This window comes from Dokdonella sp. (assembly GCF_017744955.1).
GTDB lineage: Bacteria > Pseudomonadota > Gammaproteobacteria > Xanthomonadales > Rhodanobacteraceae > Dokdonella_A.
The window spans coordinates 391,002-417,947 of sequence record NZ_JAGIAG010000002.1; the positions used below are offsets into that span (position 1 = coordinate 391,002).

The 26,946-nt window shown below is 68.4% G+C and carries 27 protein-coding genes; 9 read left to right on the forward strand and 18 right to left on the reverse strand.

The window, feature by feature from the left end:
* The first annotated feature begins 26 nt into the window (after window positions 1-26).
* From dnaJ to J7520_RS06800, 3 genes are all read left to right on the forward strand, one after another.
* Window positions 27-1,145, forward strand: coding sequence for a molecular chaperone DnaJ (dnaJ, locus tag J7520_RS06790; RefSeq protein WP_291185747.1), 1,119 nt, complete (start codon window positions 27-29; stop codon window positions 1,143-1,145).
* Between the two features lie 173 nt (window positions 1,146-1,318).
* Window positions 1,319-2,107: a 4-hydroxy-tetrahydrodipicolinate reductase gene (gene dapB / locus J7520_RS06795; RefSeq protein WP_291185749.1), complete on the forward strand. Its 789-nt coding sequence runs from the start codon at window positions 1,319-1,321 to the stop codon at window positions 2,105-2,107.
* A gap of 438 nt (window positions 2,108-2,545) precedes the next feature.
* Window positions 2,546-5,155, forward strand: coding sequence for a kelch repeat-containing protein (locus J7520_RS06800; RefSeq protein WP_291185752.1), 2,610 nt, complete (start codon window positions 2,546-2,548; stop codon window positions 5,153-5,155).
* Window positions 5,156-5,399: 244 nt separating this feature from the next.
* Here the strand turns inward: J7520_RS06800 and J7520_RS06805 are convergent, their stop codons facing one another.
* The 7 genes from J7520_RS06805 to J7520_RS06835 form a co-directional block, all read right to left on the reverse strand.
* Window positions 5,400-6,644 (reverse strand): OprO/OprP family phosphate-selective porin, encoded by a 1,245-nt coding sequence (locus J7520_RS06805; RefSeq protein ID WP_291185755.1) that lies wholly within the window; start codon window positions 6,642-6,644, stop codon window positions 5,400-5,402.
* A 219-nt stretch (window positions 6,645-6,863) separates the two neighbouring features.
* Window positions 6,864-7,502: an endonuclease III gene (gene nth, locus J7520_RS06810; protein WP_291185758.1), complete on the reverse strand. Its 639-nt coding sequence runs from the start codon at window positions 7,500-7,502 to the stop codon at window positions 6,864-6,866.
* Window positions 7,503-7,621: 119 nt separating this feature from the next.
* On the reverse strand, window positions 7,622-8,362 hold the full coding sequence (locus J7520_RS06815; protein ID WP_291185761.1) for an RnfABCDGE type electron transport complex subunit B: 741 nt from the start codon (window positions 8,360-8,362) through the stop codon (window positions 7,622-7,624).
* Entirely contained in the window at window positions 8,359-8,901 is a 543-nt protein-coding gene (locus J7520_RS06820; RefSeq protein WP_291185764.1) for a hypothetical protein, read from the reverse strand. The genes J7520_RS06815 and J7520_RS06820 overlap by 4 nt, the downstream gene beginning before the upstream one ends.
* 10 nt (window positions 8,902-8,911) lie before the next feature.
* The gene (gene metG, locus J7520_RS06825) at window positions 8,912-11,062 is read right to left on the reverse strand and encodes a methionine--tRNA ligase (protein WP_291185767.1); all 2,151 of its coding nucleotides are present in this window, start codon (window positions 11,060-11,062) and stop codon (window positions 8,912-8,914) included.
* A 218-nt stretch (window positions 11,063-11,280) separates the two neighbouring features.
* Window positions 11,281-13,125: an ABC transporter ATP-binding protein gene (locus J7520_RS06830; RefSeq protein WP_291185770.1), complete on the reverse strand. Its 1,845-nt coding sequence runs from the start codon at window positions 13,123-13,125 to the stop codon at window positions 11,281-11,283.
* Window positions 13,126-13,422: 297 nt separating this feature from the next.
* Complete coding sequence (locus J7520_RS06835) at window positions 13,423-13,881, reverse strand: DUF2147 domain-containing protein (protein WP_291185772.1); 459 nt, start codon at window positions 13,879-13,881, stop codon at window positions 13,423-13,425.
* 135 nt (window positions 13,882-14,016) lie between these two features.
* Between J7520_RS06835 and apbC the strand changes: the two genes are divergently transcribed.
* The 6 genes from apbC to J7520_RS06865 all read left to right on the forward strand — a co-directional run bounded on the left by apbC (window position 14,017) and on the right by J7520_RS06865 (window position 18,327).
* Window positions 14,017-15,108, forward strand: coding sequence for an iron-sulfur cluster carrier protein ApbC (gene apbC / locus J7520_RS06840; RefSeq protein WP_291185774.1), 1,092 nt, complete (start codon window positions 14,017-14,019; stop codon window positions 15,106-15,108).
* Window positions 15,105-15,611 carry an SgcJ/EcaC family oxidoreductase gene (locus J7520_RS06845; RefSeq protein WP_291185776.1) on the forward strand — a complete coding sequence of 169 codons (507 nt, stop codon included), beginning with the start codon at window positions 15,105-15,107 and terminating at the stop codon, window positions 15,609-15,611. The genes apbC and J7520_RS06845 overlap by 4 nt, the downstream gene beginning before the upstream one ends.
* 396 nt (window positions 15,612-16,007) lie before the next feature.
* Entirely contained in the window at window positions 16,008-16,574 is a 567-nt protein-coding gene (dcd, locus tag J7520_RS06850; RefSeq protein WP_291185778.1) for a dCTP deaminase, read from the forward strand.
* Window positions 16,575-16,653: 79 nt separating this feature from the next.
* A complete protein-coding gene (locus J7520_RS06855) occupies window positions 16,654-17,064 on the forward strand; it encodes a hypothetical protein (RefSeq protein ID WP_291185781.1) in 411 nt (136 codons plus the stop codon).
* A 32-nt stretch (window positions 17,065-17,096) separates the two neighbouring features.
* The gene (locus J7520_RS06860) at window positions 17,097-17,540 is read left to right on the forward strand and encodes a hypothetical protein (RefSeq protein WP_291185784.1); all 444 of its coding nucleotides are present in this window, start codon (window positions 17,097-17,099) and stop codon (window positions 17,538-17,540) included.
* Window positions 17,541-17,646: 106 nt separating this feature from the next.
* Complete coding sequence (locus J7520_RS06865) at window positions 17,647-18,327, forward strand: hypothetical protein (RefSeq protein ID WP_291185786.1); 681 nt, start codon at window positions 17,647-17,649, stop codon at window positions 18,325-18,327.
* A 58-nt stretch (window positions 18,328-18,385) separates the two neighbouring features.
* Here the strand turns inward: J7520_RS06865 and pcp are convergent, their stop codons facing one another.
* The 11 genes from pcp to J7520_RS06920 form a co-directional block, all read right to left on the reverse strand.
* Window positions 18,386-19,042 (reverse strand): pyroglutamyl-peptidase I, encoded by a 657-nt coding sequence (gene pcp, locus J7520_RS06870; RefSeq protein ID WP_291185788.1) that lies wholly within the window; start codon window positions 19,040-19,042, stop codon window positions 18,386-18,388.
* 44 nt (window positions 19,043-19,086) lie between these two features.
* Window positions 19,087-19,467: a GFA family protein gene (locus tag J7520_RS06875; protein WP_291185791.1), complete on the reverse strand. Its 381-nt coding sequence runs from the start codon at window positions 19,465-19,467 to the stop codon at window positions 19,087-19,089.
* Between the two features lie 20 nt (window positions 19,468-19,487).
* Complete coding sequence (locus tag J7520_RS06880; RefSeq protein WP_291185794.1) at window positions 19,488-20,450, reverse strand: DUF979 domain-containing protein; 963 nt, start codon at window positions 20,448-20,450, stop codon at window positions 19,488-19,490.
* The gene (locus tag J7520_RS06885; protein WP_291185796.1) at window positions 20,447-21,205 is read right to left on the reverse strand and encodes a DUF969 domain-containing protein; all 759 of its coding nucleotides are present in this window, start codon (window positions 21,203-21,205) and stop codon (window positions 20,447-20,449) included. The genes J7520_RS06880 and J7520_RS06885 overlap by 4 nt, the downstream gene beginning before the upstream one ends.
* Before the next feature lie 54 nt (window positions 21,206-21,259).
* Window positions 21,260-21,649, reverse strand: a complete 390-nt coding sequence (locus J7520_RS06890) for a GxxExxY protein (RefSeq protein ID WP_291185798.1) — start codon at window positions 21,647-21,649, stop codon at window positions 21,260-21,262.
* 50 nt (window positions 21,650-21,699) lie between these two features.
* Window positions 21,700-22,470: a 5-oxoprolinase subunit PxpA gene (locus J7520_RS06895; protein WP_291185800.1), complete on the reverse strand. Its 771-nt coding sequence runs from the start codon at window positions 22,468-22,470 to the stop codon at window positions 21,700-21,702.
* A 140-nt stretch (window positions 22,471-22,610) separates the two neighbouring features.
* Window positions 22,611-23,591: a biotin-dependent carboxyltransferase family protein gene (locus tag J7520_RS06900; RefSeq protein ID WP_291185803.1), complete on the reverse strand. Its 981-nt coding sequence runs from the start codon at window positions 23,589-23,591 to the stop codon at window positions 22,611-22,613.
* Window positions 23,588-24,334 carry a 5-oxoprolinase subunit PxpB gene (pxpB, locus tag J7520_RS06905; RefSeq protein WP_291185805.1) on the reverse strand — a complete coding sequence of 249 codons (747 nt, stop codon included), beginning with the start codon at window positions 24,332-24,334 and terminating at the stop codon, window positions 23,588-23,590. The genes J7520_RS06900 and pxpB overlap by 4 nt, the downstream gene beginning before the upstream one ends.
* On the reverse strand, window positions 24,331-24,747 hold the full coding sequence (locus J7520_RS06910) for an HIT domain-containing protein (protein ID WP_291185809.1): 417 nt from the start codon (window positions 24,745-24,747) through the stop codon (window positions 24,331-24,333). The genes pxpB and J7520_RS06910 overlap by 4 nt, the downstream gene beginning before the upstream one ends.
* Before the next feature lie 16 nt (window positions 24,748-24,763).
* A complete protein-coding gene (locus tag J7520_RS06915) occupies window positions 24,764-25,429 on the reverse strand; it encodes a dienelactone hydrolase family protein (protein WP_291185812.1) in 666 nt (221 codons plus the stop codon).
* A 38-nt stretch (window positions 25,430-25,467) separates the two neighbouring features.
* Window positions 25,468-26,850, reverse strand: coding sequence for an alpha/beta fold hydrolase (locus J7520_RS06920; RefSeq protein WP_291185815.1), 1,383 nt, complete (start codon window positions 26,848-26,850; stop codon window positions 25,468-25,470).
* Between the last annotated feature and the right edge of the window lie 96 nt (window positions 26,851-26,946).

Sequence of the window (26,946 nt, forward strand, 5' to 3'; positions counted from 1 at the left end):
ACCGCTCACCGCTTCACATGGCCGCCATGAGCAAACGCGACTACTACGACGTCCTCGGCGTCGCTCGCGACGCGAGCGAAGAAGAGCTGAAGAAATCCTTTCGCCGCCTGGCGATGAAGTGCCATCCGGACCGTTGTCCGGACGATCCGGCGGCGCAGGAGAAGTTCAAGGAGGCCAAGGAGGCCTACGAGATCCTTTCCGACGCGCGCAAGCGCGCGATGTACGACCAGCACGGCCACGCCGCGTTCGAGCACGGCGGCGGCCGCGGCGGTTTCAACGGCGACGTCGGCGACATCTTCGGCGACATCTTCTCCGACATTTTCGGCATGGGCGGCGGGCGCGGTCGTGCGCGTCGCGGCTCGGACCTGCGCTATCTGATCGAACTCGATCTGGAAGAAGCCGTATTCGGCGTCGAGAAGCAGATCGAAGTGCCGACCCTGGTCGAATGCGACACCTGCGACGGCAGCGGCTCGGCCGACGGCAAGGTGTCGACCTGCGCGACCTGCCGCGGCCAAGGCCGCGTGCGCATGCAGAACGGCATCTTCTCGATCCAGCAGACCTGCCCGCATTGCGGCGGCGCCGGCAAGACGGTGACCAATCCCTGCGGCGATTGCCGCGGCGAAGGCCGCCTGCAGTCCGAGCGCACGCTGTCGATCAAGATCCCGGCCGGCGTCGACAACGGCGATCGCATCCGTCTCACCGGTCAGGGCGAAGCCGGCCCGAGCGGTACCGTGCCCGGCGATCTCTACGTCGAGGTGCGCGTGCGCGAGCACGCGATCTTCCAGCGCGAAGGCGACGACCTGCATTGCGAGATCCCGGTGCGCTTCGCGCAGGCGGCGCTCGGTGCGGAGCTGAAGGTGCCGACGCTGGAGGGCGAGACCGACATCGCGATTCCGCCCGAGACGCAGACCGGCAAGTTGTTCCGCCTGCGCGGCAAGGGCGTGAAGTCGGTGCGCAGCGGGCGCACCGGCGATCTGCTCTGTCGCGTCGTGGTGGAGACGCCGGTGCGGCTGACCAGCGAGCAGCGCGAGCTGCTGCAGCAGTTCGAGGCGACCTTCGCCGGCGATCAGGCTTCGGCCCATTCGCCGCGCACGAGCACGTGGCTCGACGGCGTCAAGCGGTTCTGGGATCGCGTCACTTCGTAGGGAAGGCCTTCTAGAAAGCATCCTCTCGCAGAGGCGCAGAGGCGCAGAGGCGCGGAGAAAAGCAGTAGAAGTGCCTTTCTCTGCGCCTCTGCGAGAAATCTTCTTGTGGGCGTCGCCTCTGGCGCCTCCGCGCGGCTGGGCTACCATCGCGCTCCTGATCCACGGAGCGCGTCATGTCTTCTTCGATTCCCGTCGTCCTCCACGGCGCCGCCGGGCGCATGGGGCAGGCGATCCTGCGCGTGCTCGACGAGCGCGCCGACCTGACGCCTGTCGCGGCGCTGGTGCGCGCGGATTCCGCGCGGGTCGGTCAACCGGTCTATCCGTTCTCCGAGCGCACCCTGCGCTACGCCGGCACGCTCGCGCCGGACCTCGCCGCGAGCGTGCTGATCGATTTCAGCGTCGCCGACGCGTTCGACCACGGTCTCGCGCTCGCGCTCGAACGCAAACTCCCCTTCGTCAGCGGCACCACCGGCCTCGACGCGCGCCAGCGCGCCGCGCTGGAACGCGCGGCAGCGTCGATTCCGACGCTGTGGGCGGCGAATTTCAGTCTCGGCGTCGCAGTCCTGGCCAAGCTCGTCGCCGCGGCGGCGAGGGCGGTGCCGGAATGGGACTGCGAGATCGCCGAAGCGCACCACGCCGGCAAGCACGACGCTCCGTCCGGCACCGGGCTGATGCTCGGCCGCGAAGTCGCCGCCGCGCGCGGCCAGGACTTCGACGCGGTCGCACGCTATTCGCACGCCGGCAACGCGCGCGCGCGCGGCACGATCGGCTTCGCCTCCACCCGCGCCGCCGACATCGTCGGCGAGCACACGGTGATGTTCGCCACGGCGGGAGAACGCATCGAGCTGGTCCACCGCGCCACCGATCGCATGATCTTCGCCCGCGGCGCCGTCGCCGCCGCCCGCTGGATCGCCGGGCGGCCTGCGGGCCGCTACTCCCTCGAAGACGTCATTTTTTCCTGAGGAAACCTCGAAACCTTCAGCACAGTCGTTCTCGTGCCGGACACTGGAATACGTTCGACTCTCGTCATTTCCGCAATATCGACCGCAGCAAGCGAATGGCGAAGTCGGACCGAAGGGCGAGGGGGGAGGCATCGTTACCAGCCGAAGTGCTCCGGCGATCCACTGCGTCGTCATTTCCGCGCTTCCGCGAAAGCAAGAACCCACATGGGTCTGGTCACGCTAGAGAAAAGTCGAAGTGACTCCTTAGTTTTCGCGGGAATGACGAGGCTTTGAGCTTTCCTGAGGTGAGCGCGTGCCGGTCGTTGCCCGGCGGAGAGCGATGACGCAATTTCCATGGCTCGCGCGCGTTAGCATTGGCGATGAGGGGTTGCGTCTCGGGTGGGGGCGCGGATTTTCACGAGCTCGACTTATCGGGCTTGGTTTCCAGGGGAAGAAATCATGAGTCGAGTGGAATGCATTCCATCGGGATTCGCAGTGCCTGAGCGGCTACGCAGGTTCGGCGCGGCCTGTCTGCTATTGGCGCTTGGGCTGCTGGCTGCCCCGGTCTGGGCCATCGCCGATACGTGGTCGTCCGAAGCGTCAATGGCGATTGCGCGTCACGCCCACACCGCCACGCTGCTGCCGTCCGGCAAAGTGCTGGTGGCGGGAGGAAGAAACAGTAGCGGCATCGTCGCCGGAGCCGAACTGTACGATCCGGCGGCGGACAGCTGGGCACAGGCTGGCGCCATGGCGACTGCGCGCCGCCTGCACACCGCGACGCTGCTGCCGTCCGGGCGAGTGTTGGTGACCGGCGGACAGAGCAACAGCGGGTCCCTTGCCAGTGCCGAGCTGTACGACCCGGCGACGAACGCCTGGATTCCTGCGGGGACAATGGCGGCCGCGCGCCGTTCCCACACGGCCACGCTGCTGCCTTCGGGGCGGGTGCTGGTGGTGGGTGGCTTCGACAGCACTCCACTCGCCACCGCAGAACTCTACGATCCGGCAACGAACGCCTGGACATCCGCAGGTACGATGGCGACCTGGCGGGACAGTCACACCGCTACGTTGCTGTCCTCCGGTCTGGTGTTGGTCGCCGGCGGCTGGACCGCAGCCGCCGAGCTCTACAACCCCACGACGAACAGTTGGAGCTCGGCGGGGGCAATGGCGGACCTGCGTCTCGGCCTCACCGCCACGTTGCTCGCGAACGGTCAATTGCTGGTGACCGGGGGGCAGACCGTCAACGGCAGCTTTTACATTCTGGCGAGCGCCGAACGCTACGACCCGACGACGAATACCTGGACCTCCGCAGGTGCGATGGCGACGCCGCGGGTCGGGCATGCCGCCACGTTGCTGCCATCGGGCCAAGTTCTCGTGACTGGCGGCCAGACGACCAGCAGCGGCGGCTATCTGGCCGAAGCTCAGCGCTACGATCCGGCAACGAATACGTGGACCTCAGCGGGTGCGATGGCGACTGCTCGCTCCGGCCACTCCGCGACGTTGTTGCCCACAGGCGAGGTATCGGTGGAGGGCGGCTCCAACGGCAGTTATCTCGCCGCCGGCGAGCGGTACTCCGATGCACCTGCGACGCCGATACTGACGTGGGCGATGCCGGCACCGATCATCTACGGCACCGCGCTCGGCGCGTCGCAGCTGAATGCCAGTGCGAGCTTCCAAGGCAATTCGATCGTCGGCACGTTCACGTACACGCCGTCCGCGGGCACGCTGTTGAACGCCGGAGCTGGCCAGACGCTGTCAGTCGAATTCGCGCCGGCGGACACGGTGAATTATGCGAATGCCTCGACCACCACCACCATCACGGTCGAGCCAGCTTCGACGACTTCCAGTGTGTCGGCTTCGCCCGCGTCGACCGTCTTCGGTCAAGGCACGACGTTGATCGCCAATGTCGCGCTACCTGTCGGCAACAGCGGTGTCGTGCTCGGCACGGTCGCCTTCAGCGACGCCGGCACGCCGCTGCCGGACTGCATGATGGTCGCGGTGGAAGGCGGGCAGGCGACATGCGCCGCTGCCGGTCTCGCGGTCGGTTCGCACGACATCGTCGCCGCATTCACGCCGGACGACGGAAATACGACGCTCTCGGCGAGTGCCGCTGCGAACGTCGTCGTCGACAAAGCCTCGACCGTGACCATGCTGACAGAACCCGCACCAATCGTGTTCGGCGATACGGTCACCGTCAGCGCAACGGTGTCGGTCGTCGCACCGGGCGCCGGAACGCCGAGCGGCAGCATAGCGATCGATGCCGGCACGCCTGCCGAGGCCTGCATCATCACGTTGCCTGCGACCAGTTGCACGCTGACGCCGAGCAGTGCCGGCGCGAAGACGTTGAGCGCCATCTTCTTGCCGGATGCGGTGTCCGCCGCGAATCTCGATAGCTCCGGCACCAGCGGGACACTGACTGTCGATCGCGCACCGCAAGCTGACTTGAGCGTCGCGGCCACGCCGAATGTCGTGACTCCAGGTATGAGCAGCCAATTATCCTCGAGCGGCGGCTCAGGTACCGGGGCGGTGAGCTACTCGGCGGACAGCGGGCCGTGCGGCGTGGTCGGCGATGTGGTGACCGCGACCAGCATTGGCACATGCATCGTGCGTGCAACCAAGGCTGCGGATACGAACTACGAGGCGGCGAGCGCCACGGCGAGCGTGCTCGTGCAAGCCCCGCGGCTCGCGCTCACGATCGACGACGGCCGCGACTTCGTGCGTTACGGGGAAATGGTCGACTACACCGTCACTCTGAGAAACGCAGGCGAGGCCTCCGCAGACGTGCCGGTGACGTTCGCGCTGTCGAGCGCGTTCGACGGCGACTCCGCACGTTTTGCCTGCCATGGCGACGACGTCGGCACAATCTGCACGCAGGACGCGATCGATCCATTGCGCTACAGGGTCACGCTGTCCTCCAAGCGCAGCGTGACGTGGGTTGTCAACGTACCCGTACGTTCCGACGCGGAAGAAGCCAATATCGAGTTTCAGGTTTCCGCCACCGGCGCGAAGCCGGTCATCGAAGTCAATGCGTTGGTCCTGTTCAAGAATGGTTTCGATACAACCGAGGACTAGAGCGCGCCGTCGTCCGAGGCGTTCATGTCGCTGAGATTGTCCATGGTGAAGCGTCGCGCGGTGCCGCGGTAGCGGCGATTTCGTCGCAGGCGGCAGCTCCGTGTCCGCGACGACCATGCGCCTGTCTATGACATTGGACCGCTCCGCCTCGCGGCGGCCGAGCGACGCTACAGCTAGCAATTGGCGCAAAAAAAAAAAGGGGCGCTTGCGCGCCCCAAGGAGAGTGAACGGGAAAACGTGGAAATCAGAAGTAGATCTGCAGGCGCGCTTCGAAGATACGCGGATCGACGTCGACGTTCTTCTTGATCGAACCGCCGTAGTACTTGGTGCTGTTGGCCCAGATGTAGTTCGCCTGCACCTTGAAGTGCTGGCCGAGGTACCAGTTCGCGCCGACGGTCCAGTTGTCTTCCTTGCCGCCGAGCACCGGGCCGTCGTTGAGGTCGAGCGAGCTGTAGCGCACGGCGACTTCGACCGCGCCCCACTCGTTGACCGGACGCACGTTGCCGATCGTGCCCTTGCTGTACGGACGGCTCTCGCCGGTCAGTACCCACGAGCCCTGGATGTAGTAGCCGTCGCCCTCGTAGCTCGGCTTGCCCTTCGGATCGGCGCTGAAGCGCAGGTATTCGCCCTGCACCAGCAGCGGTCCGTGGATGTAGGCGCCTTCCAGTCCGAGGCGGTCGATCGTGCCCGGGAAGCTCAGGTTGCCGGTGTCGATCAGGCGCGTGCCGGTCATGCCCGATTCGGGACGGGCGCGGAAGCGCGCCGCCGGATTGGTGACGACGCCCTTGCCGTCCTTGGTCGAGTCGCGGTCTTCCTGCGACCAGGCCAGGCCGAGGTGCAGCACGTTGGCCTGTTCGCGCGAGCCGGCGCCGGGCTGGCGGTTGAACGGCGTCCACGCCACGCGTGCGGCCGGGCCGTCGCCGTCGTTGTCGCCGTTGAGGTCGCCGCCCTTGAAGTAGGCGAGGTAGAACAACCAGTCCTTGACGCCGGTATAGGTCCAGTCGAAGCCGATGCGGCGGCCCATATTGGCGGCCTGGACCGGCATGGCGCGCTCGAGGAACGTCGTCGCGCTGGAGCTGATCGTCTCTTCCCAGCCGACCGGAGTCTTGAACTGGCCGAGGCGGAAGTCGCCGAATTCCTTGTTGCTGTAGCGGATGAAGTTGTCGATCCAGCCGGTGGTCGGCAGGCCGCCGCGCACGGTGAAGTCGTAGCCGATGTTGAAATCCAGACCCCACGGCGTCTTGCCGTAGAAGTTGAATTCCTTGCGGCGCCACGCGTTCATGTCCGGCAGGAAGACCTGGCCGTTGGACGGATTCTGCGTGTCGCCGCTGTAATCCTCGTACTGGTACTGATACAGACCCTTGAAGCCGAACTCGTAGCCGTCGGCGGTCTTGTACTTGGTCGGCCAGTCGTTGAGCAGGTCGTAGGCCATCGCGTTGGTGCCGAACGCGCAAAACAGAGCGGCGGCGATCGCAGGTCGCAATTTCATCCGGTAGTCCTCGAAGAAAGCGGGGCAGAAAACTGGCGCGAAGTCTGGCCAGCCGCTGTTACGCTTCGATGACAAAACAACGCCGTCTTAACGCCGATTGGTCAGCACTCGGGCGCAAGCCCCGGAAAACAGGCGGTCACGAGCGGGCTCCGCCGAAGGCGGCGATTCGGAGCAGTGGCGTGCCGCTTCGTCGCAGGCACCCGGGATGGCCCGCTGAAACTACATCGTGACGGTCTTGTGACGATATGCGCACAAGTCCCTGATTGCGCAACGCGGACATTCCGGCTTGCGCGCCTTGCAGACGTACCGGCCGTGCAGGATCAGCCAGTGATGCGCGTCCTTGCGGAATTCGTCGGGTACGACCTTCTCGAGCCGGTCCTCGACCGCGCGCACGGTCTTGCCGGGCGCCAGGCCCGTGCGATTGGCGACGCGGAAGATGTGCGTGTCGACCGCGATGGTCGGCTCGCCGAACGCGGTGTTCAGCACCACGTTGGCGGTCTTGCGGCCGACGCCGGGCAGGGCCTCCAGCGCCTCGCGCGAGCGCGGCACTTCGCCGCCGTAGCGTTCGACCAGGATGCGGCAGGTCGCGACGACGTTCTTCGCCTTGGCGTTGTAGAGGCCGATCGTGCTGATGCAGGACTTGAGCCCCTCCTCGCCGAGATCGAGGATCGCCTGCGGCGTGTTCGCCACCGGGTAGAGGCGCCTGGTCGCCTTGTTGACGCCGACGTCGGTCGCCTGCGCGGACAGGATCACCGCGATGAGCAATTCGAACGGCGTCGTGTAGACCAGCTCGGTGGTCGGGGTCGGGTTCAGCTCGCGCAGGCGGCGGAACAGTTCGACGATCTTTTCGCGTTTCATCGATGTCTGCGATCCATCCGGGATCGCTGCGGTCCGAAGGGGCGCAGCGGTTGGTCGGCGTCCGGTTTCGGAAGGTCCATCCGCGGCCATTCCCGGCCGCGCTTTTCGACGGATGCTTCCTAGTCGGGTTCCTGGGTCATTTTGCGCGCACGGCCGCGCGCGATGGCTTCGAGCACGGCCGAGCGGGTGATCGGCACGGCGGCCGTCGAGGCTTCGGCCTTGTTCGTCACCGGAGGAGAGTCCATCGACGGGGCAGCCTCAGGCGACGCCGTTTCGGCGCCGTCCGCGTCGCTCGCGTCGTCATCGGGAACGGCGGATCGGAGATCTCGTTCCGTTCGTCGAGAGGCGCGATTGCCCGCCTCCGCCAATCGCGCCTTGCGAGCCTCGTAGCGCCGCCGCGCGTGCGCGGCGCGCGCGAGCACTTCGGTGCGCGGCAGCGGCTGCGCGGCGGTCGGTTGCAGGGAGATGCAATCGACCGGACACGGCGGCAGGCACAACTCGCAGCCGGTGCATTCGGCGGCGATGATCGTGTGCATGCGCTTGGCCGCGCCGACGATCGCGTCGACCGGGCAGGCGCGGATGCATTTGGTGCAGCCGATGCAGATCGCCTCGTCGATGACCGCCACCAGCGGCGGCCGCTCGAAGCCGTAGTCTGGATTCAACGGCTTCGCGGCACGGCCGAGCAGGGCGGCGAGCGCGCCGACGCCGTCCTCGCCGCCCGGCGGGCAGCGGTCGATGTCGGCCGCGCCGCTCGCGATCGCCTGCGCGTAGGCGCGGCAGGTCGGATAGCCGCAGCGCGTGCATTGGGTCTGCGGCAGCAGGGCGTCGAGGCGGTCGGCGAGGTCGGCGGTCGTGCTCATCCGGCGGGCTCCGCCGACGCCGTCGGCTCCGCCTCGGCCACGGCGTGCGCGAGCGCATCGAAATGCCGCCGCGGCGTCGCGAAAGCGGCGCCGCAGCTTCGACAGCGATGCCGCGATCCGAGCAACGGCGCGGCGGCTAGGGGAAGGAAGGGCAGGAGGCCCGCGATCCACAACAGCGCGGGCGAGGAGGTGAACGCGAACGGTGCGACCTGCGAGGCGAGCAGCGTGCCGAAGACGACCCTGCGCGGCCGCGGATCGTCGGCGACGGCATGGCCGGAGCAGCGCGGGCAGGCAGGCACGTCGAGATCGGCGTCCGCGAGCGTCATCGCGCCGGACCGGTAGTCGGCGAGCAACTCCTGCGCCGACGCCATCTGCGCGGCGGGCACCATCACGCGATAGCCGCCGAGCGCCAGCGTCTTGAACCAGTCCTGGCGCACGATTCCGGCGTCGAACACCGACGCGTGCAGGCCGTGCGCGCGCAGCATCGCCTCGACGACGTGCGCCTCGCCGAAATCCGCCGACCAGTACGCGCGCTGCAAGCCGGCCCCGCTACTTCACCGCGGCGCCGGGCACGGCGCCTGCGTCCGCGTCGAGCAGGAACAGGTCGCTGCCGCCGCTGCCGGCCGACAGGATCATGCCTTCGGAGGTGCCGAAGCGCATCTTGCGCGGGGCAAGGTTGGCGATGAACACGACGTTGCGGCCGACCAGCTTCGAAGGCTCGCCGTAGGCGGCGCGGATGCCGGAGAAGATCTGGCGCGTGCCCAGGTCGCCCGCGTCGAGCTCGAAGCGCAGCAGCTTATCCGACCCCTCGACGAATTCGCAGGCGAGCACCTTGCCGACGCGCAGGTCGAGCTTGGCGAAGTCGTCGATAGAGATGAGGCCGGGATTGGGGATTGGGGATTGGGGATTGGAGGAAGCCGGCGCCTTCTTCGCATCGGCCGTACCGGTTGCGGGGACGGATGCGGCGGCGGGTTGCAGCGATTCCTTGGAGGCTTCGATCATGGCGTCGATCTTCTTCGCGTCGATGCGCGTGGTCAGGGCGGTGAATTCGTCGAGCGGGATGCCGAGCGCCGGCGCGTCGGCGGCGGCGAAGCGCGTCCAGTCCTCGCGCAGCAGCGCGCGCGCGCGGCGGGCGATGTCCGGCACGACCGGGCTCAGCCAGATCGACAGCAGGCGGAAGTAGTTCAGCGCCAGCGTGCAGACCAGGTGCAGTTCCTCGCGCCTGCGTTCGTCCTTGGCGAGCTGCCACGGCGCCTTCTCGGCGACGTAGGCGTTCGCCTCGTCGGCGACTTCGACGATGCGGCGCATCGCGCCTGCGTAATCGCAGGCGTCGTACAGCCCGGCGCAGCCGGCGAGCTTGGCGGCGGCGCTGTCGTACAGCGCACGCTCGCGTTCCGGCATCGCCGCGGCGAGGCGTCCGCCGAAGAACTTGTGCACGAAGCCGGCGCAGCGGCTGGCGATGTTCACCCACTTGCCGACCAGGTGCGAGTTCACCCGATCCTCGAACGCCTTCAGGTCGAGGTCGAGGTCGACCGGTGCGGCGGTCAGCATCGTCGCGAAGTAGTAGCGCAGCCAATCGGGCTCGAGCCCGGCGTCGAGATAGGTGCGCGCCATCACGAAGGTTCCGCGCGACTTCGACATCTTCTCGCCGTTGACGGTGAGATAGCCGTTCACGTGCAGCGCGGTCGGCGTGCGCAGGGCGGCGCCCTTCAGCATCGCCGGCCAGAACAGGCCGTGGAAGTTGACGATGTCCTTGCCGAGGAAGTGGTGCATCTCGGCGTTCGGATCGAAGCCGGCGTCGCCGGTCTGCAGGAAGGCGTCGAACGAGGCGGGCGTCAGGCCGTTCTTGGCGCCCGCGTCGCTGGCGCAGTACTTCTTGAAGCTGGCGAGATAGCCGATCGGCGCGTCGAGCCAGACGTAGAAGAACTTGCCCGGCGCGTCGGGGATCGGGAAGCCGAAGTAGGGCGCGTCGCGCGAGATGTCCCAGTCGCGCACGCCGCCTTCCGCGTCCAGCCATTCCTTCAGCTTGGCGGCGACCGACGGGTGCACGACGGCTTCGCCGTGGGTCAGCTTGCCGGCGAGCCAGTCCTGCAGCAGCGCGGTGAAGTCGCCGACCTGGAAGAAGTAGTGCTCCGAGTCGCGTAGTTCCGGCGTCGCGCCGGACAGCACCGAGCGCGGTTCCTTGAGGTCGGTCGGCGCATAGGTCGCGCCGCAGTTCTCGCAGTTGTCGCCGTACTGGTCCGGCGTGCCGCAGTTCGGGCAGATGCCCTTGACGTAGCGGTCGGGCAGGAACATCTCGCGCACGGGATCGTACAGCTGGCGGATCGAGCGCACGGCGATGTGGCCGCCGGCGCGCAGGCGCGCGTAGATCAGTTCGGCGAGTTCGCGGTTCTCGGGCGAGTGCGTCGTGTAGTAGTAGTCGTGGGCGATGCCGAAGTCGGCGAAGTCGCGCACGTGGCTGTCGTAGACCTGGCCGATGAATTCCTCGGGCGTCTGGCCGGCCTTCTCGGCGGCGAGCATGATCGGCGTGCCGTGCACGTCGTCGGCGGCGACGAAATGCACGGTGTCGCCGGCCATGCGCCTGGCGCGCACCCACACGTCGGTCTGGATGTAGCCGAGCAGATGGCCGATGTGCAGCGGGCCGTTCGCGTACGGCAGGGCGTGGGTGACCAGGATCTGTTTTGGGGCCGGCGCGCTCATGCGTCGTGGGTTCCGCTGCGTTGCTGCAAAGCGGAATTATCGCATGAGGTCGGGGGGCTTAACGAAGAGCTTCTCTCGTACATCGACATCCGCATCGCATGCGGTGCCGGGATGGCGAAAAAGCTTCTCTCGCAGAGACGCAGAGAGCGCAGAGGTCGATCAACCTCTACAACACGTTCTTTCCTCTGCGTTCTCCGCGTCTCTGCGAGAAACCAGACTTACGCTTCTGCGTCAGCCTCGGCAGCGACGAAGCCGCCGGTCTGGCGTGCCCACAGCCGCGCGTACAGGCCGTCGTGCGCGATCAGCTCGGCATGCGTGCCCGATTCGACGATGCGGCCCTTGTCCATCACCACCAGCCGGTCCATGCGCGCGATGGTCGACAGGCGGTGCGCGATGGCGATCACGGTCTTGCCCTGCATCAGGTCGTCGAGGCTGTCCTGGATCGCCGCCTCGGCTTCCGAATCCAGCGCCGAGGTGGCCTCATCGAGCACCAGGATCGGTGCGTCCTTCAGCAGCACGCGCGCGATCGCGATGCGCTGGCGCTGGCCGCCGCTGAGCTTGACGCCGCGTTCGCCGACGTGCGCGTCGTAGCCGCGCCGACCGTCGCCGTCGGTGAGCTGCGGGATGAATTCGTCGGCGCGCGCGCGGCGCACCGCGTCGGCGAGCGCGGCGTCGGACGCATCCGGGCGGCCGTAGAGCAGGTTGTCGCGGATCGAGCGGTGCAGCAGCGAGGTGTCCTGCGTGACCATGCCGACCTGGCAGCGCAGGCTCTCCTGCGTCACCGCGGCGATGTCCTGGCCGTCGATCGCGATGCGGCCGTCCTCGAGGTCGTGCAGGCGCAGCAGCAGGTTGACCAGGGTCGACTTGCCGGCGCCGGACGGGCCGACCAGGCCGATCTTCTCGCCGGCGCGGATCGACAGGTCCAGCCCCGAGATCACGCCGCCCTTCTGGCCGTAGTGGAAGTGGATGTCGCGGAACTCGACCGCGCCGGTGCCGACGACGAGATCGGGCGCGCCGGGCGCGTCGACGATGTCGCGCGGCTGCGAGATCGTCTCGATGCCGTCCTGCACCGTGCCGATGTTCTCGAAGATGCCGTTGACCACCCACATGATCCAGCCGGACATGTTGTGGATGCGGATGGTCAGGCCGGTGCTGAGCGCGATCGCGCCGGCAGTCACCGAGCCGCGGCTCCACAGCCAGGTCGCCAGCGCCGCCGTGCCGACGATCATGAAGCCGTTCACGATCGAGATCGAGGCGTCCATGCCGGTGACCTGCCGCGTCATGCTGCGGCTCGCCGCGACCTGTTCGCGCAGCGCCTCGGCGACGTAGGCGTCCTCGCGCTCGCTGTGCGCGAACAGCTTCAGCGTGAGGATGTTGCCGTAGCCATCGACCAGGCGACCCATCAGCTTCGAGCGCGCCTCGGAGGCGCGCCAGGAGCGCGCCTTCGTGCGCGGCACGAAGTAGCACAGGATGCCGACGTAGACGAACAGCCAGACCACCAGCGGCGCGATCAGCCAGAGGTCGGCCTCGGCGAACAGCACCAGCGCGCTGGTGGTGTAGATCAGCACGTACCAGATCGCGTCGACGATCTGCACCGCCGACTCGCGCAGCGAATCGCCGGTGTGCATGACGCGGTTGGCGATGCGCCCGGCGAAGTCGTTCTGGAAGAAGGAGAGGCTCTGCCGCACGACGTGGCGATGGCTGAGCCAACGCACGCGGTTGTCCAGGCTCGGCGCGACCGCCTGATTGATGAACAGGCAGTGCAGCCACAGCAGCAGCGGCCGCGCGACCAGCACGACGAAGACCATCCACGCCAGCGTGCCGGCGTGATCGCGGAAGAAGCTCTCGGGCCGGCCCGCGTTGACGAGGTCGATCAGCTGGCCGAGGTAGCCGAACATCATCACCTCGGCCAGCGCCAGCAGCAGACCGGCCACGCAGGCGCCGGCGAACACGCGCCAGACCGGGCGCAGGTGGAACAGGTAGAACGCCAGCACGCCGCGCGGCGGCACCTCGCGCGAGGAGTCCGCGAAAATCTCGATCAGCGATTCGAACCAGCGCAGCATGGCGGGCGAAAAAACAGGCAGGGGACCGCCGAGTCTAGAGCATCTTCCGTTCACGCATGCGCGCGACGGGATGATGCGCCAATCACCTTTCCCTCTTGTGAGAGAGGCCGCGGCGGAGGCAAGAGCGGGGGCGCCTGTGTGCCGTGATCCGTCATGCGACGGACCATGGACATTCGACCAGGGATTCGACCCGTCGAACCGGATGCGTCATTCCCGCGAACGCGGAATCCCCTTTTTCCGTTCCCGACGCATGCCCGGTTTCGCGGGCATGACGTCATGCAGTCATCCGGACGACCTTCAGGGCGTCGCCGCCTTGCGCACCCAGGTCTGCGAGCGGCCGAGCAGGGAGATGCCCTTGAACCCGCGTACTTCGAGCTTCTGGCCGCCTTCGATCAGGTGGATCTTGCAGCCGTAGGTCTTGCCACTCTTCGGGTCGAGGATGGTGCCGCCTTCCCAGCCGTCGCCGGACTTCTTCATGTCCCAGATGATCGTCATGCCTTCGACCGGCTTGTCCTTGCGCTCGCCGTCGCACTTCTCGCACACCGGGTGCGGGCCGCGTTCGGACCACAGCACTTGGACCACCTTGCCGGTCAACTGGTCGTTGGCGACGTCGATCTCGACGATCGACTTCGGCTTGCCGGTCTCGTCGTCGATCGTGGTCCACTGGCCGGCGGGGGACGTCAGGTCCTGGGCGAGGGCGGGCGCGCCGAACGCGAGACCCAGCGCGAGCGCAACGATGAAGCGCGGTTTCAGCATGACGCAACCTCCCGGCACGGATGGAAACGGCAAGGTGCCGTCGCGCCCCTGTCGGCGTCAAGGCGCGCCGCAGCGGAGCGGCTGGCATAATCGACGGATTCCCCGTCGCCTGTTGCGAGCCTTCGCCTTCCGAGCATGACCAATCCTCTCGAAACCCGCGTCCGCCAGATCCTCGCCGGTGTCGTCGATCCGCACAGCGGCGCCGACCTGGTCGCCAGCGGCGCGTTGCGTGGCGTCGGCGTCTCCGGCAACGACGTTTCCGTCGACATCCTGCTGCCGTATCCGGCGCTCGGCGCGCAGGCCGCGCTCGCCGACGCGGTCAAGCACGCGCTGACGGCCGAACCGTCGATCGCGCATGCCGCGGTCAGCGTGTCCTGCCGCGTCTACGCGCACGAGGTGCAGCAGGGCCTGACGCCGCTGCCCGGCGTCAAGAACGTGATCGCGGTCGCTTCCGGCAAGGGCGGCGTCGGCAAGTCGACGGTCGCGGCGAACCTCGCGCTGGCGCTCAAGGCCGAGGGCGCCAGCGTCGGCGTGCTCGACGCCGACATCTACGGCCCGAGCCAGGTGCGCATGCTCGGCCTGACCGGCAAGCCGGACACCAAGGACGGCAAGCGCATCGAGCCGAAGCTCGCGCACGGCGTGCAGGCGATGTCGATCGGCCTGATGATCGAGGAAGACACCGCGATGATCTGGCGCGGCCCGATGGCCACGCAGGCGCTGCAGCAGATGCTCGGCGAGACCAACTGGTCGGACCTGGACTATCTGATCATCGACCTGCCGCCGGGCACCGGCGACATCCAGCTGACCTTGTGCCAGCGCATCCCGGTGTCCGGCGCGGTGATCGTGACGACGCCGCAGGACATCGCCCTGCTCGACGCGAGGAAGGCCTTGAAGATGTTCGAGAAGGTCAACGTGCCCACGCTCGGCATCATCGAGAACATGGCCACCCACGTGTGCACGAACTGCGGCCACGAGGAGCCCATCTTCGGCACCGGCGGCGGCGCGCGCATGGCGGAGCAATACGGCGTGCCCTTGCTCGGCAGCCTGCCGCTCGACATTCGCATCCGCGAGCAGGCCGACGGCGGCACGCCGACGGTCGCGGCGATGCCCGATTCCGATCTCGCCGCGCGCTATCGCGAGATCGCGCGCAACGCCGCCGCGCGGCTGTCGCTGCGCGCGCGCAACAAGGCGATCCAGTTCCCGAAGATCGTGGTGCAGAACTCATGAAGGCGACCCTGCAACGTATCGCCGCCGCGTGCGGCCTGTTCGCGGCGACCTTGCTCGCCGGCTGCGCGACCGCGCCGTCGGCCGCGGGCGTCAAGCCGACCGGCGGCTCGGATGCCGCGCTGATCGCCGCCGCGCAGCCGGCGATCGCCGCCGCCAACACCGACTGGCCGGGCGCGATGCGCGCGCGCGACGCGCGGACGCTGGCGGCGCCGTTCGCCGAGACCGGCGCCTTGATCACCGCCGGCGGCAAGGCGATCACCGGCCGCGCCGCGATCGAGAGCTACTACCGCGAGGCGTTCGAGCACAGCCCGCCGATCATCGACGGTCAGATCGTCGACGACGGCATCGCCAGTTCCGGCAACCTGGTCTACGTCTGGGGCCACGGCAACTACACGATCGAGCGCACGCCGGGCCAGCCGAGCGCGAACAGCGGCTATTTCCTGACGGTGTGGCAGGCGGACGAGGCGGGCAACTGGAAGGTCGTGCGTCATCTGATCTTCTGAGGGGTTGTGTCTCGCGGACAGTTCGTTCTTCCTGCGGGCATGCGCTTTCTCCCCCCTCCCGCTTGCGGGAGAAGGCTGGGGTGAGGGCAAGCTTGGGACGGCGTTTCCAGCTTCCCCTCACCCGCGCCTGCGACGCGACCTCTCCCGCGAGCGGGAGAGGTGAAAGCGGATGGTGTCGCCCGCGAGCGCGAACCTTTCTCCCTCTCCCGCTTGCGGGAGAGGGCTGGGGTGAGGGCAAGCTTGGGACGGCGTTTCCAGCTTCCCCTCACCCGCGCCTGCGGCGCGACCTCTCCCGCGGGCGGGAGAGGTGAAAGCGAATGAGGCAGTCCGCGCAGGCGCGCTAGAATCGCGCTCTTTCCTTCCAGAATCCGCGCCTTCGCGCGAACCGGAGCATCCGTGAGCATCAAGAGCGACAAGTGGATCCGCCGCATGGCCGAGCAGCACGGCATGATCGAGCCGTTCGAGCCGGGCCAGGTCAAGCACAACGGCGGCGACCGCCTGGTCTCGTACGGCACCTCGAGCTACGGCTACGACGTGCGCTGCGCGGACGAGTTCAAGGTGTTCACCAACATCAACTCGACCATCGTCGATCCGAAGCGCTTCGACGAGCGCAGCTTCGTCGACGTGAAGCAGCCGGTCTGCATCATCCCGCCCAATTCGTTCGCGCTGGCGCGCACGGTCGAGTACTTCCGCATCCCGCGCAAGGTGCTGACGATCTGCCTCGGCAAGAGCACCTACGCGCGCTGCGGCATCATCGTCAACGTGACGCCGCTGGAGCCGGAATGGGAAGGCCACGTCACCCTGGAGTTCTCCAACACCACGCCGCTGCCGGCGCGCATCTACGCCAACGAAGGCGTCGCGCAGATGCTGTTCCTCGAATCGGACGAGGAGTGCGAGACCAGCTACAAGGATCGCGGCGGCAAGTACATGGGCCAGACCGGCGTGACCTTGCCGCATGCGTGAACGCGCGCCAACGACGGCTTACCGGCTCCGCCCCGCGGTGGTAGGCTTTGCCTCCCGAATTTTTGGCGGAGCAGGTGCGATGCGGAGTTTCTCGGTGCTCGGTGCGGCGAAGCTGGCGGTGTTGCTGGCGGTGGCCGTCGCGATGTCGGCCTGCAGCTGGTTCGGCGGCGGCAGCAAGTCGTCCGGCGTGGTCAAGCAGGCGGAGAACATTCCGGCCGGTTTCGACGTGACGCTGGTGGCCGCGAAGGACAACCAGTTCGACCTCAACGACGTGCCGCTGACCCCGCAGGACCTGGAAAGCGCGTTCCGCCACCGCACGCAGGAAGAGAAGCTGCCGCTGACGACCGTGCTGCTCAAGCGCGGCGAGAAGCAGAAGGTCAAGAAGGAGCACGAGGCGACGCTGGTGCGCATCGCCCGCCAGATGAACTTCAAGGCGTACGTGCAGGAAAGCGACGGCGTGATCAGCGAACTGCAGGCGCGCGGCGAGTGAGTCGGCCGGCGTCGAGCGAACGAAGGCGTGCAATGAACGGAGCGAAGGCGATGAAGAATCTGATGCGCGGTCTGGTCCTGGCAACGGGTATGGTCGTGGCCGCCGGCGCGTTCGCGCGTTCGGACGTGCGCGACGGCAATGCGATGGTGCAGCCGGTCAAGAGCGATCGCTACTCGATCGACGGTTCGACGATGGGCAAGGCGGAGCTGTTCGGCTACATCAGCGACCTGAAGGATCGCGAGCAGCTGACCGGCATCGTGCTCAAGAAGGGCGGCAGCGACGAGCAGCGCAAGTCGATCGGTTCGATCGCGCGCACGCTGCAGCTGAAGGCGTTCGAGCAGGAGGGCGGCGAACTGAAGTCGATCGACCTGCCGGCCGCCGCCGCGACGCCGGCGCCGCCGCCGATCGAGAACAAGCCGGAAGCCGCTCCCGCGGCATCCGCCGAACCGGCCGCCGCCGCGCCGCCGGAGCATTGATCCGCGGTCGCGCCGGTCGGCGCGACTGCTTCCTCCGGACCCGGCGCCGCCGGGCTCCGCTACCGAACGCGCCGCCACGCGGCGCGTTGCGTTTTCCGATTTTCCGATGATCCGCTTCCGCCTACTTCTTTCCGTCGCGTTGGCCGTCGTTGCGGCCGATGCGGCCGCTGCCAATCCGCTGCGTTTCCTCGGCGAAACCTATTCCGAATGGAAGGAGCGTCTGTTCGGCTCCGGCCATCCGACGCCCGCCGTCGTCGACGCGCCGGCGAAAGGCCCGATCGCGCTGCCGACGGAACAGCCGATGCGCGTGCGCGTCGACGACAAGGCGCCCGAGCGCGATTTCCCGAAAGGCGAGAGCCGCTACCGTCTGGTCGAGCTGCCGCGTCATCTCGATCACGCCGCCGTGCGCGTGCAGGTGCTCGCGCTGCCCAATCCGAACGGGCGCGGCAAGGCCGTCTTCAAGCCGCTGCTGTACGTGTTCGGCGACGACGGCACGGTGCGCGCGCCGATCGAAGCGAAGCCGTTGAACCTCGACATCCGGCCGTTCCGGCGCACGCGCCTGCTCGCCTGCGTGACGCTCGACCAGGTGCGCCGCTTCGCGCTCGCGACCACGCCGAGCGTGGTCGGCAAGACCTACGAGTCGGAGCTGCGCGAAGCGGTCAGCGCGCCGACGCAGTACGGTTTCTACTACAAGACCGAGGCGCTCAAGACGCGACTGCCGTATGCGGCGACCGGCGAGATCATCATCGAGGTGACGCCGGAGAGCGAGGCGGGCAAGGGCTGCTGAGCGCCGCGGGAGCTCCTCGTCCGCGCGTGAGCGCGATGACGAGGCCTTTCGGCTCGCCTCAGCACGTCGTGCCGCCGGCCACGCGCAGGTCGCTTCCGTTGGCGAGCGCGCATTCGAGCGCCGCGCGCACGCCGGCGAGCATCGTTTCCAGCGCCATGCTCGGCTGGCCGGGATGATGGACGGCCTGCTCCGGCAGCAACGGCACGTGCACGAAGCCGCCGCGCGCCTGGGGCCAGCGCGTCGCCAGCAGATGGGCGAGCACGAAGAACACCTGGTTGCAGACGTAGCTGCCGGCGGAGAGCGACAGTGCCGCGGGGATGCCGAGATCGTGCAGCCGCGCCCGCATCGCCTTCAGCGGCAAGGTGGAAAAGTACGCGCCGGGTGCGCCCTCGACGATCGCCTCGTCGATCGGCTGCAGACCGTCGTTGTCGGCGATGCGCGCGTCGATCAGGTTCACCGCGACGCGCTCGAGCGAGATCTCGCCGCGTCCGCCGGCCTGCCCCAGCGCGAGCACCAGGCGCGGCCGATGCTCCTCGAGCAGGGCTTCGAGCAAGACGTGCGTCGGGGAGAACGCGACCGGCAGGATCGCGCCGACGACACGGTGCGCGCCGATCGTCTCGCCGTCGAGCGCGAGCACGATCTCGCGCGAGGGATTGATGCGCTCGCCGCCGAAGGATTCGAAGCCGGTGAGCAGGATGGCGGGTTCGTCGATCATGAGCGGTCGTCGTGCGAGGGTGTGCGGAACGTCGCGGCGCGACGCTAACGCGGATTCTGCGGCAGGCCGTCGCCGATGTCGTAGTAGTCGCCCTTGTCGGCGACGAAGATGTGCTTCTCCAGGCGCGCTCCGGTGGGGGAATCGAGCGATCCCATCGAGACCGCGATCCTCTCCCGCGCCGGCGCATCCCAGAACAGGGCTGAGCCGCAGACCGAGCAGAAGCCGCGGCGCACCGCTTCCGACGACTGGAACCAGGTGAGATGGTCGGCGCCGACGATCTTCAGATCCTTGCGCAGGACGTCGGTGGAAGCCCAGAAATGTCCGGACTGCCGACGGCACATGGAACAGTGGCACGCGTCCGAAGCGCCCAGCGGGCCGTCGATGCGGAAATTGACCGCACCGCACAGACACGATCCTCGATGCATGTGTTTTCCTCGGAAAATCTTCAGCGGAAAGCCAGATACCACAGCAGGGCGAAGTTCACCGCGAGCAGGAGCAGTGCGGTCGGAACTTGTGCGCGGATCACGCCGTACTGGTCCGGCAGTTCCAGCAGCACGGCCGGCACGATGTTGAAGTTCGCCGCCATCGGTGTCAGCAGCGTGCCGCAATAGCCGGTCAGCATGCCGATCGCGCCGAGCACGGCCGGCTCGGCGCCGTGCTTGAGCACCAGCAGAGGCAGACCGATGCCGGCCATCATGACCGGGAACGCGGCGAACGCGTTGCCCATGATGACGGTGAACAGCACCATGCCGAACGCGAACGCGGTCAGGCAGGCGAGCCGCGAGTCGATCGGAATCAGCATCTCGACCAGATCCGCGATGGCGTCGCCGACGCCGGTCGCGGCGAATACGCTGCCGAGCGTCGCTAGCAGCATCGGCAGCAGCGCGACGCAGCCGAGCGTGTCGAGCAGGCGGCGGCCCTGCGCCAGGGATTGCGGCACGGTCGACCGCGTCGTGCGCAGCGCGAACGCCAGCGCGACGAGGCAGGCGATGCCGAGCGAGGCCAGCGTCACGTGCGCGCCGTCGATCAGCGACGCGTTGCCCCAGCGCAAGTAGGGCGCGCCGAGCACGATCGCCAGCGTGACCAGCGGAATCGCCAGCGCCGGGGCGAACAGGCGGTTGCCGAGGCGCTGCGCGGATTCCCGGCGCTGCTCTTCGCTGGACGTCTTGCTCTGCATCGTTCCGCTGGCGGCCAGCAGTCCCAGCGCGATCACGCCGAGCCCCATTGCCTGCGCCGGCCAGCGTACGCCCTCGGCGGTGGCGAGTTGCACCAGGTCACCGAGCAGGAACGCGCCGGAAAGCACGAACCAGAACGCCGCCATCGACCAGCGCCGCTCGCGCGCGTTCATGATCGCTGCGACCAGCAGGAATGCGCCGACGAGCCAGTAGATGTGTTCGACGGAGATCATCCTTGCGATCGTCCGTGATCACCGCGGCCAACCGCGCCTTCGTCGAGCGGTGCGATCGTGCCGTCCGGGGAATTCGCTCGCGGCGTTCCGTCGTCGCTCTCCCGCAGGGAACGTTGAAACCACACGATGCGCAGCGCGTGGATCACGAACGCCGCGATCGCGGTCGGCAGCGCCCACAACGCGATCGCCAGCGGTTCGAGATGGATGCCCTGCCGCTCGTAGAAGCCCTGGATCAGCAGCACCGCGCCGAAGGCGAGAAACACGTCCTCGCCGAAGAAGCGCCCGACGTTGTCGGTGGCCGCGGCGAGTGCGCGTACGCGTTCGCGCGACGGCGCATCCAGCGGACGATCGCCGTCGGCGGCGGCCTCGCTCATCGGTGCGAGCAGCGGCCGCACGGTCTGCGCGTGCCCGGCGAGGTCGATCAGGCCGAACATCGACAGGACCTGGCGCAGGCCGAGGTAGGCGATCAACAGCCGCGCCAGGGTCATCGAGCGGAAGCCGGCGATCCACGCCTGTGCGCGCTCGCGCAGGCCGTAGTGCTCGAGCAGGCCGATCACCGGCAGCGTCAGCACGAACAGCAGCAGGGCGCGGTTGCTGACGAAGGAATTGCCGATCAGCGCGAGCAGGTCGCCGACGCCCATGCCGGCAGCGAGCCCGCTGACCACGCCGGCGACGACCACGACCAGAACCGGATTGCGCTTCAGCACGAAGCCGATCACCACGACGGCGACGCCGAGCAAGGGCCAGTAGTTCACCAGGGCCTCCTAGGAAGCGGCTCTCGCAGAGCCGCAGAGGTCGCAGAGAAGAAGCTATTTGCTTTCATCGAGCCCATTTACGGTTCGCGTTATGCCGTCTCTCATCAGGGCGGCGCCGAAATTCAGTAGGTACCCAAGCTTCATGCCGGTGAGGCGCAAGTAAGTCAGGAGCTGTTTTTTGTGTGCATTCGTCACCGCTTCGGCCGATTTGATCTCCACGATCACGCGTTGCTCGACGATGATATCGGCCCTGAAACCTTCTTCGAATGCGATGCCGCCGTACCGTATCGGGATGCCGACCTGCCTTTGCACATTCAATCCGCGCGCAACGAGTTCGTGCGCAAGAGCGACTTCGTAAACGGATTCGAGCAAACCAGGTCCGAGTTTCCGGTGAACCTCCAGCGCAGCATCAATGACCTGCGTTCCAATGTCGTTCTCCGTCATTTCTCGCCTTCCTTTGCGTCTTGGCGTCTCTGCGAGAACCGCTCCTTCGATCAGATTCTTGATACGAGTGGCGCAAGCGTAACGCCGGCTCCGATCAACGCAGCGCGCAGGCGCGCCGCAAAGACGCCGGCGCCGGGCCGATCGCCATGCACGCAGATCGTGTCGGCGCGCAGTTCGAGCACGCCGCCGTCGCGCGTTGCGACTTCTCCGCGCGTCGCGATCGACAGCGCCTGCGCCACGGCGGCGTCGACGTCCTCGATGACGGCATCCGCTTCGCGTCGCGGCGTCAGCGTGCCGTCGGCCTGGTAGCGGCGGTCGGCGAAGGCTTCGTGGGCGACCGCCAGGCCGGCGCGCTCGCCGGCGCGCGGCAGTTCGCTGGCGGCGAGGCCGACCAGGATCAGGGCGGAATCGAAGTCGCGCGTCGCGGAGGCGATCGCGTCCGCCAGCACCGGATCGCGCGCGGCCATGTTGTAGAGCGCACCGTGCGGCTTGACGTGGCGCAGGCGCGCGCCGGCCGCGTGCGCGAAGCCGGCCAGCGCGCCGATCTGGTACAGCGTGAGCGCGTACGCCTCGTCGGCGCCGAGCTTCATCTCGCGGCGGCCGAAGCCTTGCAGGTCCGGCAGCGACACGTGCGCGCCGACCGCCACGCCGGCGCGCGCGGCGAGGTCGACCGTGCGTCGCATCGTGTCCGGGTCTCCCGCATGGAAGCCGCAGGCGATGTTCGCCGAGGTGACGTGGGCGAGCACGCCGGCGTCGTCGCCCATGCTCCAGGCGCCGAAGGATTCGCCGATGTCGCTGTTGAGGTCTATGCGTTGCGTCATCCGGAGAGGCGTCGATGAGTCGTAGGATTTCACCACGAAGGACACCGGAGCACGAAGGAAAGCCGGAAAAATTCGATGCGCTTCGTGCTTCCTTCGTGTGCCGCGCGTGCTCGGTGTTCGATCGTTCGCTGCGGAGCGGGCTATTCGAGCCTGGCCGCGACGGCTTCGAGCAGGCGCGCCAGTTCGTATTCGCGGCGAAGATAGCGCGTTTGCGCCTCGTCGAGATCGATTTCCACGAAGCGCAGCATGTCGCCGGGGCGGCGCTGGGCCAGGCGCGGCAGGTCGATCGCGGCGATCTGGCCGATGCGCGGATAGCCGCCGGTGACCGGGTGCTCGGCCGTCAGCGCGATCGGCTGGCCGCCCGGCGGAAGCTGCACGGCGCCGAACGCGAGCGGCTCGCTGACGATTTCCAGCGCGGCGACCAACGCGAGGCGTGGCCCGTCGAGCCGGTAGCCGACGCGGTTGGATTCCGCCGCGATGCGGAACGGCGCGTCGAACAGCGCCGTGCGCGAGGCGGCGTCGAGCGCGTCGAAGTGGCGGCCGCGGATCAGATGGATCGGCGCGCTCGGATCGGTGTCGAACCACGGCCGCGGATCGAGCGACCACGCCGGACCGAAGCCGCTGGTGCTCGCGCCGCGCTGTCGTTCGACGAAGGCAATCCGAGGCTCGGCGGCCGTCGCCAGAACGTCGCCTTCGCGCAGCGGCCTGCCGATGCGCGCGTTCACGTCGACGGCGGTGCTGCCGAGCACGCGCGGCGCGTGGAAGCCGCCGGCGATCGCGAGATAGGCGCGCGCACCGCGGCGCGCGCGGCCGAGATCGAGGATTTCGCCGCGGCGCACGCGCACGGTGCGCCAGGCCGCGAGCGGGGCGTCGCCGATGCGCGCGTCGAAGTCGGCGCCGGTCAGCGCGACGAGCGCGTCGTCGTCGAAGCGCAGGCGCGGTCCGAGCAGGGTGATTTCGAGCGCGGCGGCGTCGTCGTCGTTGCCGACCAGCGCGTTGGCGAGGCGCGGCGCGACATCGTCCATCGGCCCGGCATGGCCGACACCGAGTGCGCCGTAGCCGTTGCGGCCGCGATCCTGCACGGTGGTCAGCAGGCCGGGTTTGAGGACGGTCACGCTCACGTCGCGCCATCCGCCAGCGCGTCGAATTCGCTCGCCTGGATCGCGCGGAAACGCACGCGGTCGCCGGGAAGCAGCAGGCACGGCGGTTCGCGCGCGGCGTCGAATAGGATCAGTGGCGTGCGGCCGATCAGCTGCCAGCCGCCCGGCAGCTCCGACGGATAGATGCCGGTCTGCGCGCCGCCGATCGCGACCGAACCGCGCGGCACGCGCGTGCGCGGCTGCGCGCGGCGCGGCATGTGCAAGGCCGGATCGAGGCCGAGCAGGTACGGAAAACCCGGCGCGAAGCCGAGCATCGCGACGCGGTACTCGGTGCCGGCGTGGCGTGCGATCACCTCGTCGACGCCGAGCCCGGCGTGTGCGGCGACCGCGTCGAGGTCGGCGCCGTGCGCGTCGCCGTAGTGGACGGGGATCTCGACCACGCGACCTTCGTGCGCGTCGCCGCGCGGCGGCGTGGCGAACACCGCGCTCAGCGTTCCGGCCAGATGCCGCCACGGCGGCTCGCCGTCGCGACCGGCCCAGAACGCGGCGTCGTAGTGCAGGGCGAGCGTGGCATAGGCGGGAATTACGTCGAGGAGCCCGGGCATCTCGACCCGGCGCAGCATGTCCGCGGCGGCGTGCACGCGCGCGTTCACGTCGGCGTCGATGCGCTCGCCGAAGCGCAGCAGCAGCATCGTTTCGCCCACGGGCTCCATCGAGAAGCCGGGTGCGGCCGGGGCGTCGACCGCCGCGGCGCGTGCATTCACGCGAGCTGTTCCTTCAGCGCCGCGCGCCACTCGGCGACGCGCGCGGCGGCGTCCGCCGCGGCGTAGGCGACGCGCTCGCCGCGGCCCCAGACCGGCTGCGGCCAGGCCGCGTCGTGCGCGTAGCGCGCGATCACGTGCAGGTGCAGCTGCGCGACCACGTTGCCGAGCGCGGCGACGTTGAGCTTGTCCGGACGCAGCACGGCTTCCAGCACGCGCGAGACCGCGGCGACCTCGTCGAGCAGCGCCGCGCGGTCGCCACCGTCGAGATCGATCAGCTCGCGCGCGCCGGCGATGCGCGGCACCAGGATCAACCACGGGTAGCGCGCGTCGTCCATCAGCAGCAGGCGCGACAGCGGAAGTTCGCCGATCAGATGCGTATCGGCGGTGAGGCGCGAATTGAGTGTGAACGGCATCCGGCAGGCGCCTCGCTCAGGCCAGATGGCGATCGAAGAACGCGAGCGCGCGTTCCAGCGCGAGCTTCGCGCTGGGCTCGTCGTACGCCTTCGGGTCGACGTCGCGGTTGAACGCGTGGCCGGCCGGGTAGACGTGGATTTCCGCGTCGGGCAGGGCGGCGCGGTGCTTGGCGATCGCTTCCGGCGGAATCGACGCGTCGCGTTCGCCGAAATGGAATTGCACCGGCGCTGTCGGCGGCTGATCGAGGAAGGCGGTGTTGCGCGCGCCGTAGTAGCTGACTGCCGGCAGGCCGAGGCGGATCGCGGCGAGCAGGGCGACGGTGCCGCCCCAGCAGTAGCCGACGCAGCCGATCTTGCCGGCGGAGGAGATCGCTTCCGCCGCACTGGCGATGTCGTCGAGCGCGAGGTCGAAGCCGATTTCTCCGACCAGTTCGCGCCCGCGCGCGTAGCCCGCCTCGTCGTAGCCGAGTTCGACGCCGTTCTCGACGTGGTCGAAGAACGCCGGCGCGATCGCGGTGTAGCCGAGCGCGGCATAGCGGTCGACGACGTCGCGGATATGCGCGTTGATGCCGAAGATTTCCTGCACGACGACGAGGCCGCCTTTCGGCGTGCCCGGGGCCTTGGCGAGGTAGGCGCCGATGCAGTGCAGGCGCGAGGTGTTCAACTGGATGTGCTGGCCCATGCGAACTCCTGTCGAGCGAAGCGTTCCGGAAATACAGGTTACCCCAGTACCAAACCGCCCAGCGGCGGCCGCCACGCGTCCGCCGCCACGCCGGGCGCCGGCAGCGCCTCGATCGAGCGTGCGTCGCGGCCGAGGAAATGCGCGGTGACCATCGCCTGCACCGCGTTCATGCGCGGCATGGCGGCGTGCAGGTCGACCAGTCCGTTGATCAGGCGGTCGCCGAGCTCCCACCAGGCGTAGTGATGACGGGTGACGGCGACGAGCTGTTCGTACGGCAGGAACGTCGGCGTCGCGCCGGCGAGCGGCACGGTCGCGTCGCCGGTGCGCACGTCGGCGCGCTCGCGCTGCGCGGGGTCGTAGTCGTCGACCGGCGCGGAAGCGCGCAGGTCGATCTCGATCGCCTTGGCGCCGTCGAAGATCGCCGCCTTGGCGAACGCGTCCGGGTCGGGCAGCGGCACGGTGGTGGCGGCGATGCGGTCGACGGTCGCCTCGCCGATGCCGGCGAGGCAGAGCCAGTCGGTGGGGGCGAGGCCGGCGTCCTTCAGGTTCAGCGCATCGACGCCGGCGCGATGCTTCTGCGCCTCGTTGAGCATCGCGCGCAGGATGCCGGCGGCTTCGGCGATGCGGTCCGGCAGGGCGGCGGTCTCGGCCGGATCGCGGCGCGAGTACAGGCGGATGTATTCGGCGATCGTCTGGTACACGCTCGGCTGCCAGGCCAGCGGCTTGTAGAAGCCGCGCGCGAGTGCCTGCGGCCAGGCCAGCGCGCCGGCGTAGCTCGGCAGCAGGTGGTAGACCGCCGGCAGCATGCGCGCTACCTCGCGTTCGGCGGGGCTGACGTCGACACCCGTCATCGACGCCTGGCCGGTGGCGATCGACAGCACGGCGTTGGCCGACCCCTGGAACGGCGTCGCCAGCGTGGCCACCTTGGCCACCTTGGCGCCGCCGTAGCGCGCCAGATAGCCGGCGACGATCAGGCCGCCCATCGAATGCCCGACCAAGTGCACGCGCGGCCGCCTGCGATAGTCCGAGCCGTAGTAGTGGCGCAGCAGCAGGGTGCGCGCGATGACCTCGTCGATGAAGCCGTCGAGCTGCTCCTGGATGTCGCCGAGCGCGCGGCGCCAGTCGTACGGGAACGCGAACACCGGCGTGGGGCGATCCTCGGTCGGCGACAGCTCGTGGCGCAGGCTGGTCAGGAACTGCTCGTAGATCAGATTGAACACCGGCCCGGGCGCGACCCGCGCCGGCTCGATGCGCTCGTAGCGGCGATCGTCCGGATGCAGGGCGAGGCGCTTGAAGTCGCCGCGCAGGCTGTTGGACACCGACCACACCGACTCGCGGTCGGCCGGATATTCGTCGGTCAGTTCGGTGCCCTTGATGCCGGGCAGGAGGATGACGGGGCAGCACGGCGTGGGTTCGCTCATGCGTCGGGAGTGTATGCGATCGTCCGTGACCGCTGCAGTCCGACCCGCTTCGACGGCTGGGTGAACACGGCTTCGGAGCGTCCGGCCGCGACCGTC

Coding starts and splice junctions, on each gene's coding strand:
- J7520_RS06915 (WP_291185812.1), bottom strand. CDS start 25,429: ATGGGCCAGCACATCCAGTTGAACACCTCGCGCCTGCACTGCATCGGC.
- J7520_RS06815 (WP_291185761.1), bottom strand. CDS start 8,362: ATGAGCACGACCGCCGACCTCGCCGACCGCCTCGACGCCCTGCTGCCG.
- metG (WP_291185767.1), bottom strand. CDS start 11,062: ATGAGCGCGCCGGCCCCAAAACAGATCCTGGTCACCCACGCCCTGCCG.
- J7520_RS06805 (WP_291185755.1), bottom strand. CDS start 6,644: ATGAAATTGCGACCTGCGATCGCCGCCGCTCTGTTTTGCGCGTTCGGC.
- J7520_RS06890 (WP_291185798.1), bottom strand. CDS start 21,649: ATGACGGAGAACGACATTGGAACGCAGGTCATTGATGCTGCGCTGGAG.
- J7520_RS06830 (WP_291185770.1), bottom strand. CDS start 13,125: ATGCTGCGCTGGTTCGAATCGCTGATCGAGATTTTCGCGGACTCCTCG.
- J7520_RS06845 (WP_291185776.1), top strand. CDS start 15,105: ATGAAGGCGACCCTGCAACGTATCGCCGCCGCGTGCGGCCTGTTCGCG.
- dnaJ (WP_291185747.1), top strand. CDS start 27: ATGAGCAAACGCGACTACTACGACGTCCTCGGCGTCGCTCGCGACGCG.
- J7520_RS06855 (WP_291185781.1), top strand. CDS start 16,654: ATGCGGAGTTTCTCGGTGCTCGGTGCGGCGAAGCTGGCGGTGTTGCTG.
- nth (WP_291185758.1), bottom strand. CDS start 7,502: ATGAAACGCGAAAAGATCGTCGAACTGTTCCGCCGCCTGCGCGAGCTG.
- J7520_RS06835 (WP_291185772.1), bottom strand. CDS start 13,881: ATGCTGAAACCGCGCTTCATCGTTGCGCTCGCGCTGGGTCTCGCGTTC.
- J7520_RS06910 (WP_291185809.1), bottom strand. CDS start 24,747: ATGCCGTTCACACTCAATTCGCGCCTCACCGCCGATACGCATCTGATC.
- dapB (WP_291185749.1), top strand. CDS start 1,319: ATGTCTTCTTCGATTCCCGTCGTCCTCCACGGCGCCGCCGGGCGCATG.
- apbC (WP_291185774.1), top strand. CDS start 14,017: ATGACCAATCCTCTCGAAACCCGCGTCCGCCAGATCCTCGCCGGTGTC.
- J7520_RS06860 (WP_291185784.1), top strand. CDS start 17,097: ATGAACGGAGCGAAGGCGATGAAGAATCTGATGCGCGGTCTGGTCCTG.
- J7520_RS06800 (WP_291185752.1), top strand. CDS start 2,546: ATGAGTCGAGTGGAATGCATTCCATCGGGATTCGCAGTGCCTGAGCGG.
- J7520_RS06920 (WP_291185815.1), bottom strand. CDS start 26,850: ATGAGCGAACCCACGCCGTGCTGCCCCGTCATCCTCCTGCCCGGCATC.
- J7520_RS06880 (WP_291185794.1), bottom strand. CDS start 20,450: ATGATCTCCGTCGAACACATCTACTGGCTCGTCGGCGCATTCCTGCTG.
- J7520_RS06895 (WP_291185800.1), bottom strand. CDS start 22,470: ATGACGCAACGCATAGACCTCAACAGCGACATCGGCGAATCCTTCGGC.
- J7520_RS06865 (WP_291185786.1), top strand. CDS start 17,647: ATGATCCGCTTCCGCCTACTTCTTTCCGTCGCGTTGGCCGTCGTTGCG.
- pcp (WP_291185788.1), bottom strand. CDS start 19,042: ATGATCGACGAACCCGCCATCCTGCTCACCGGCTTCGAATCCTTCGGC.
- J7520_RS06875 (WP_291185791.1), bottom strand. CDS start 19,467: ATGCATCGAGGATCGTGTCTGTGCGGTGCGGTCAATTTCCGCATCGAC.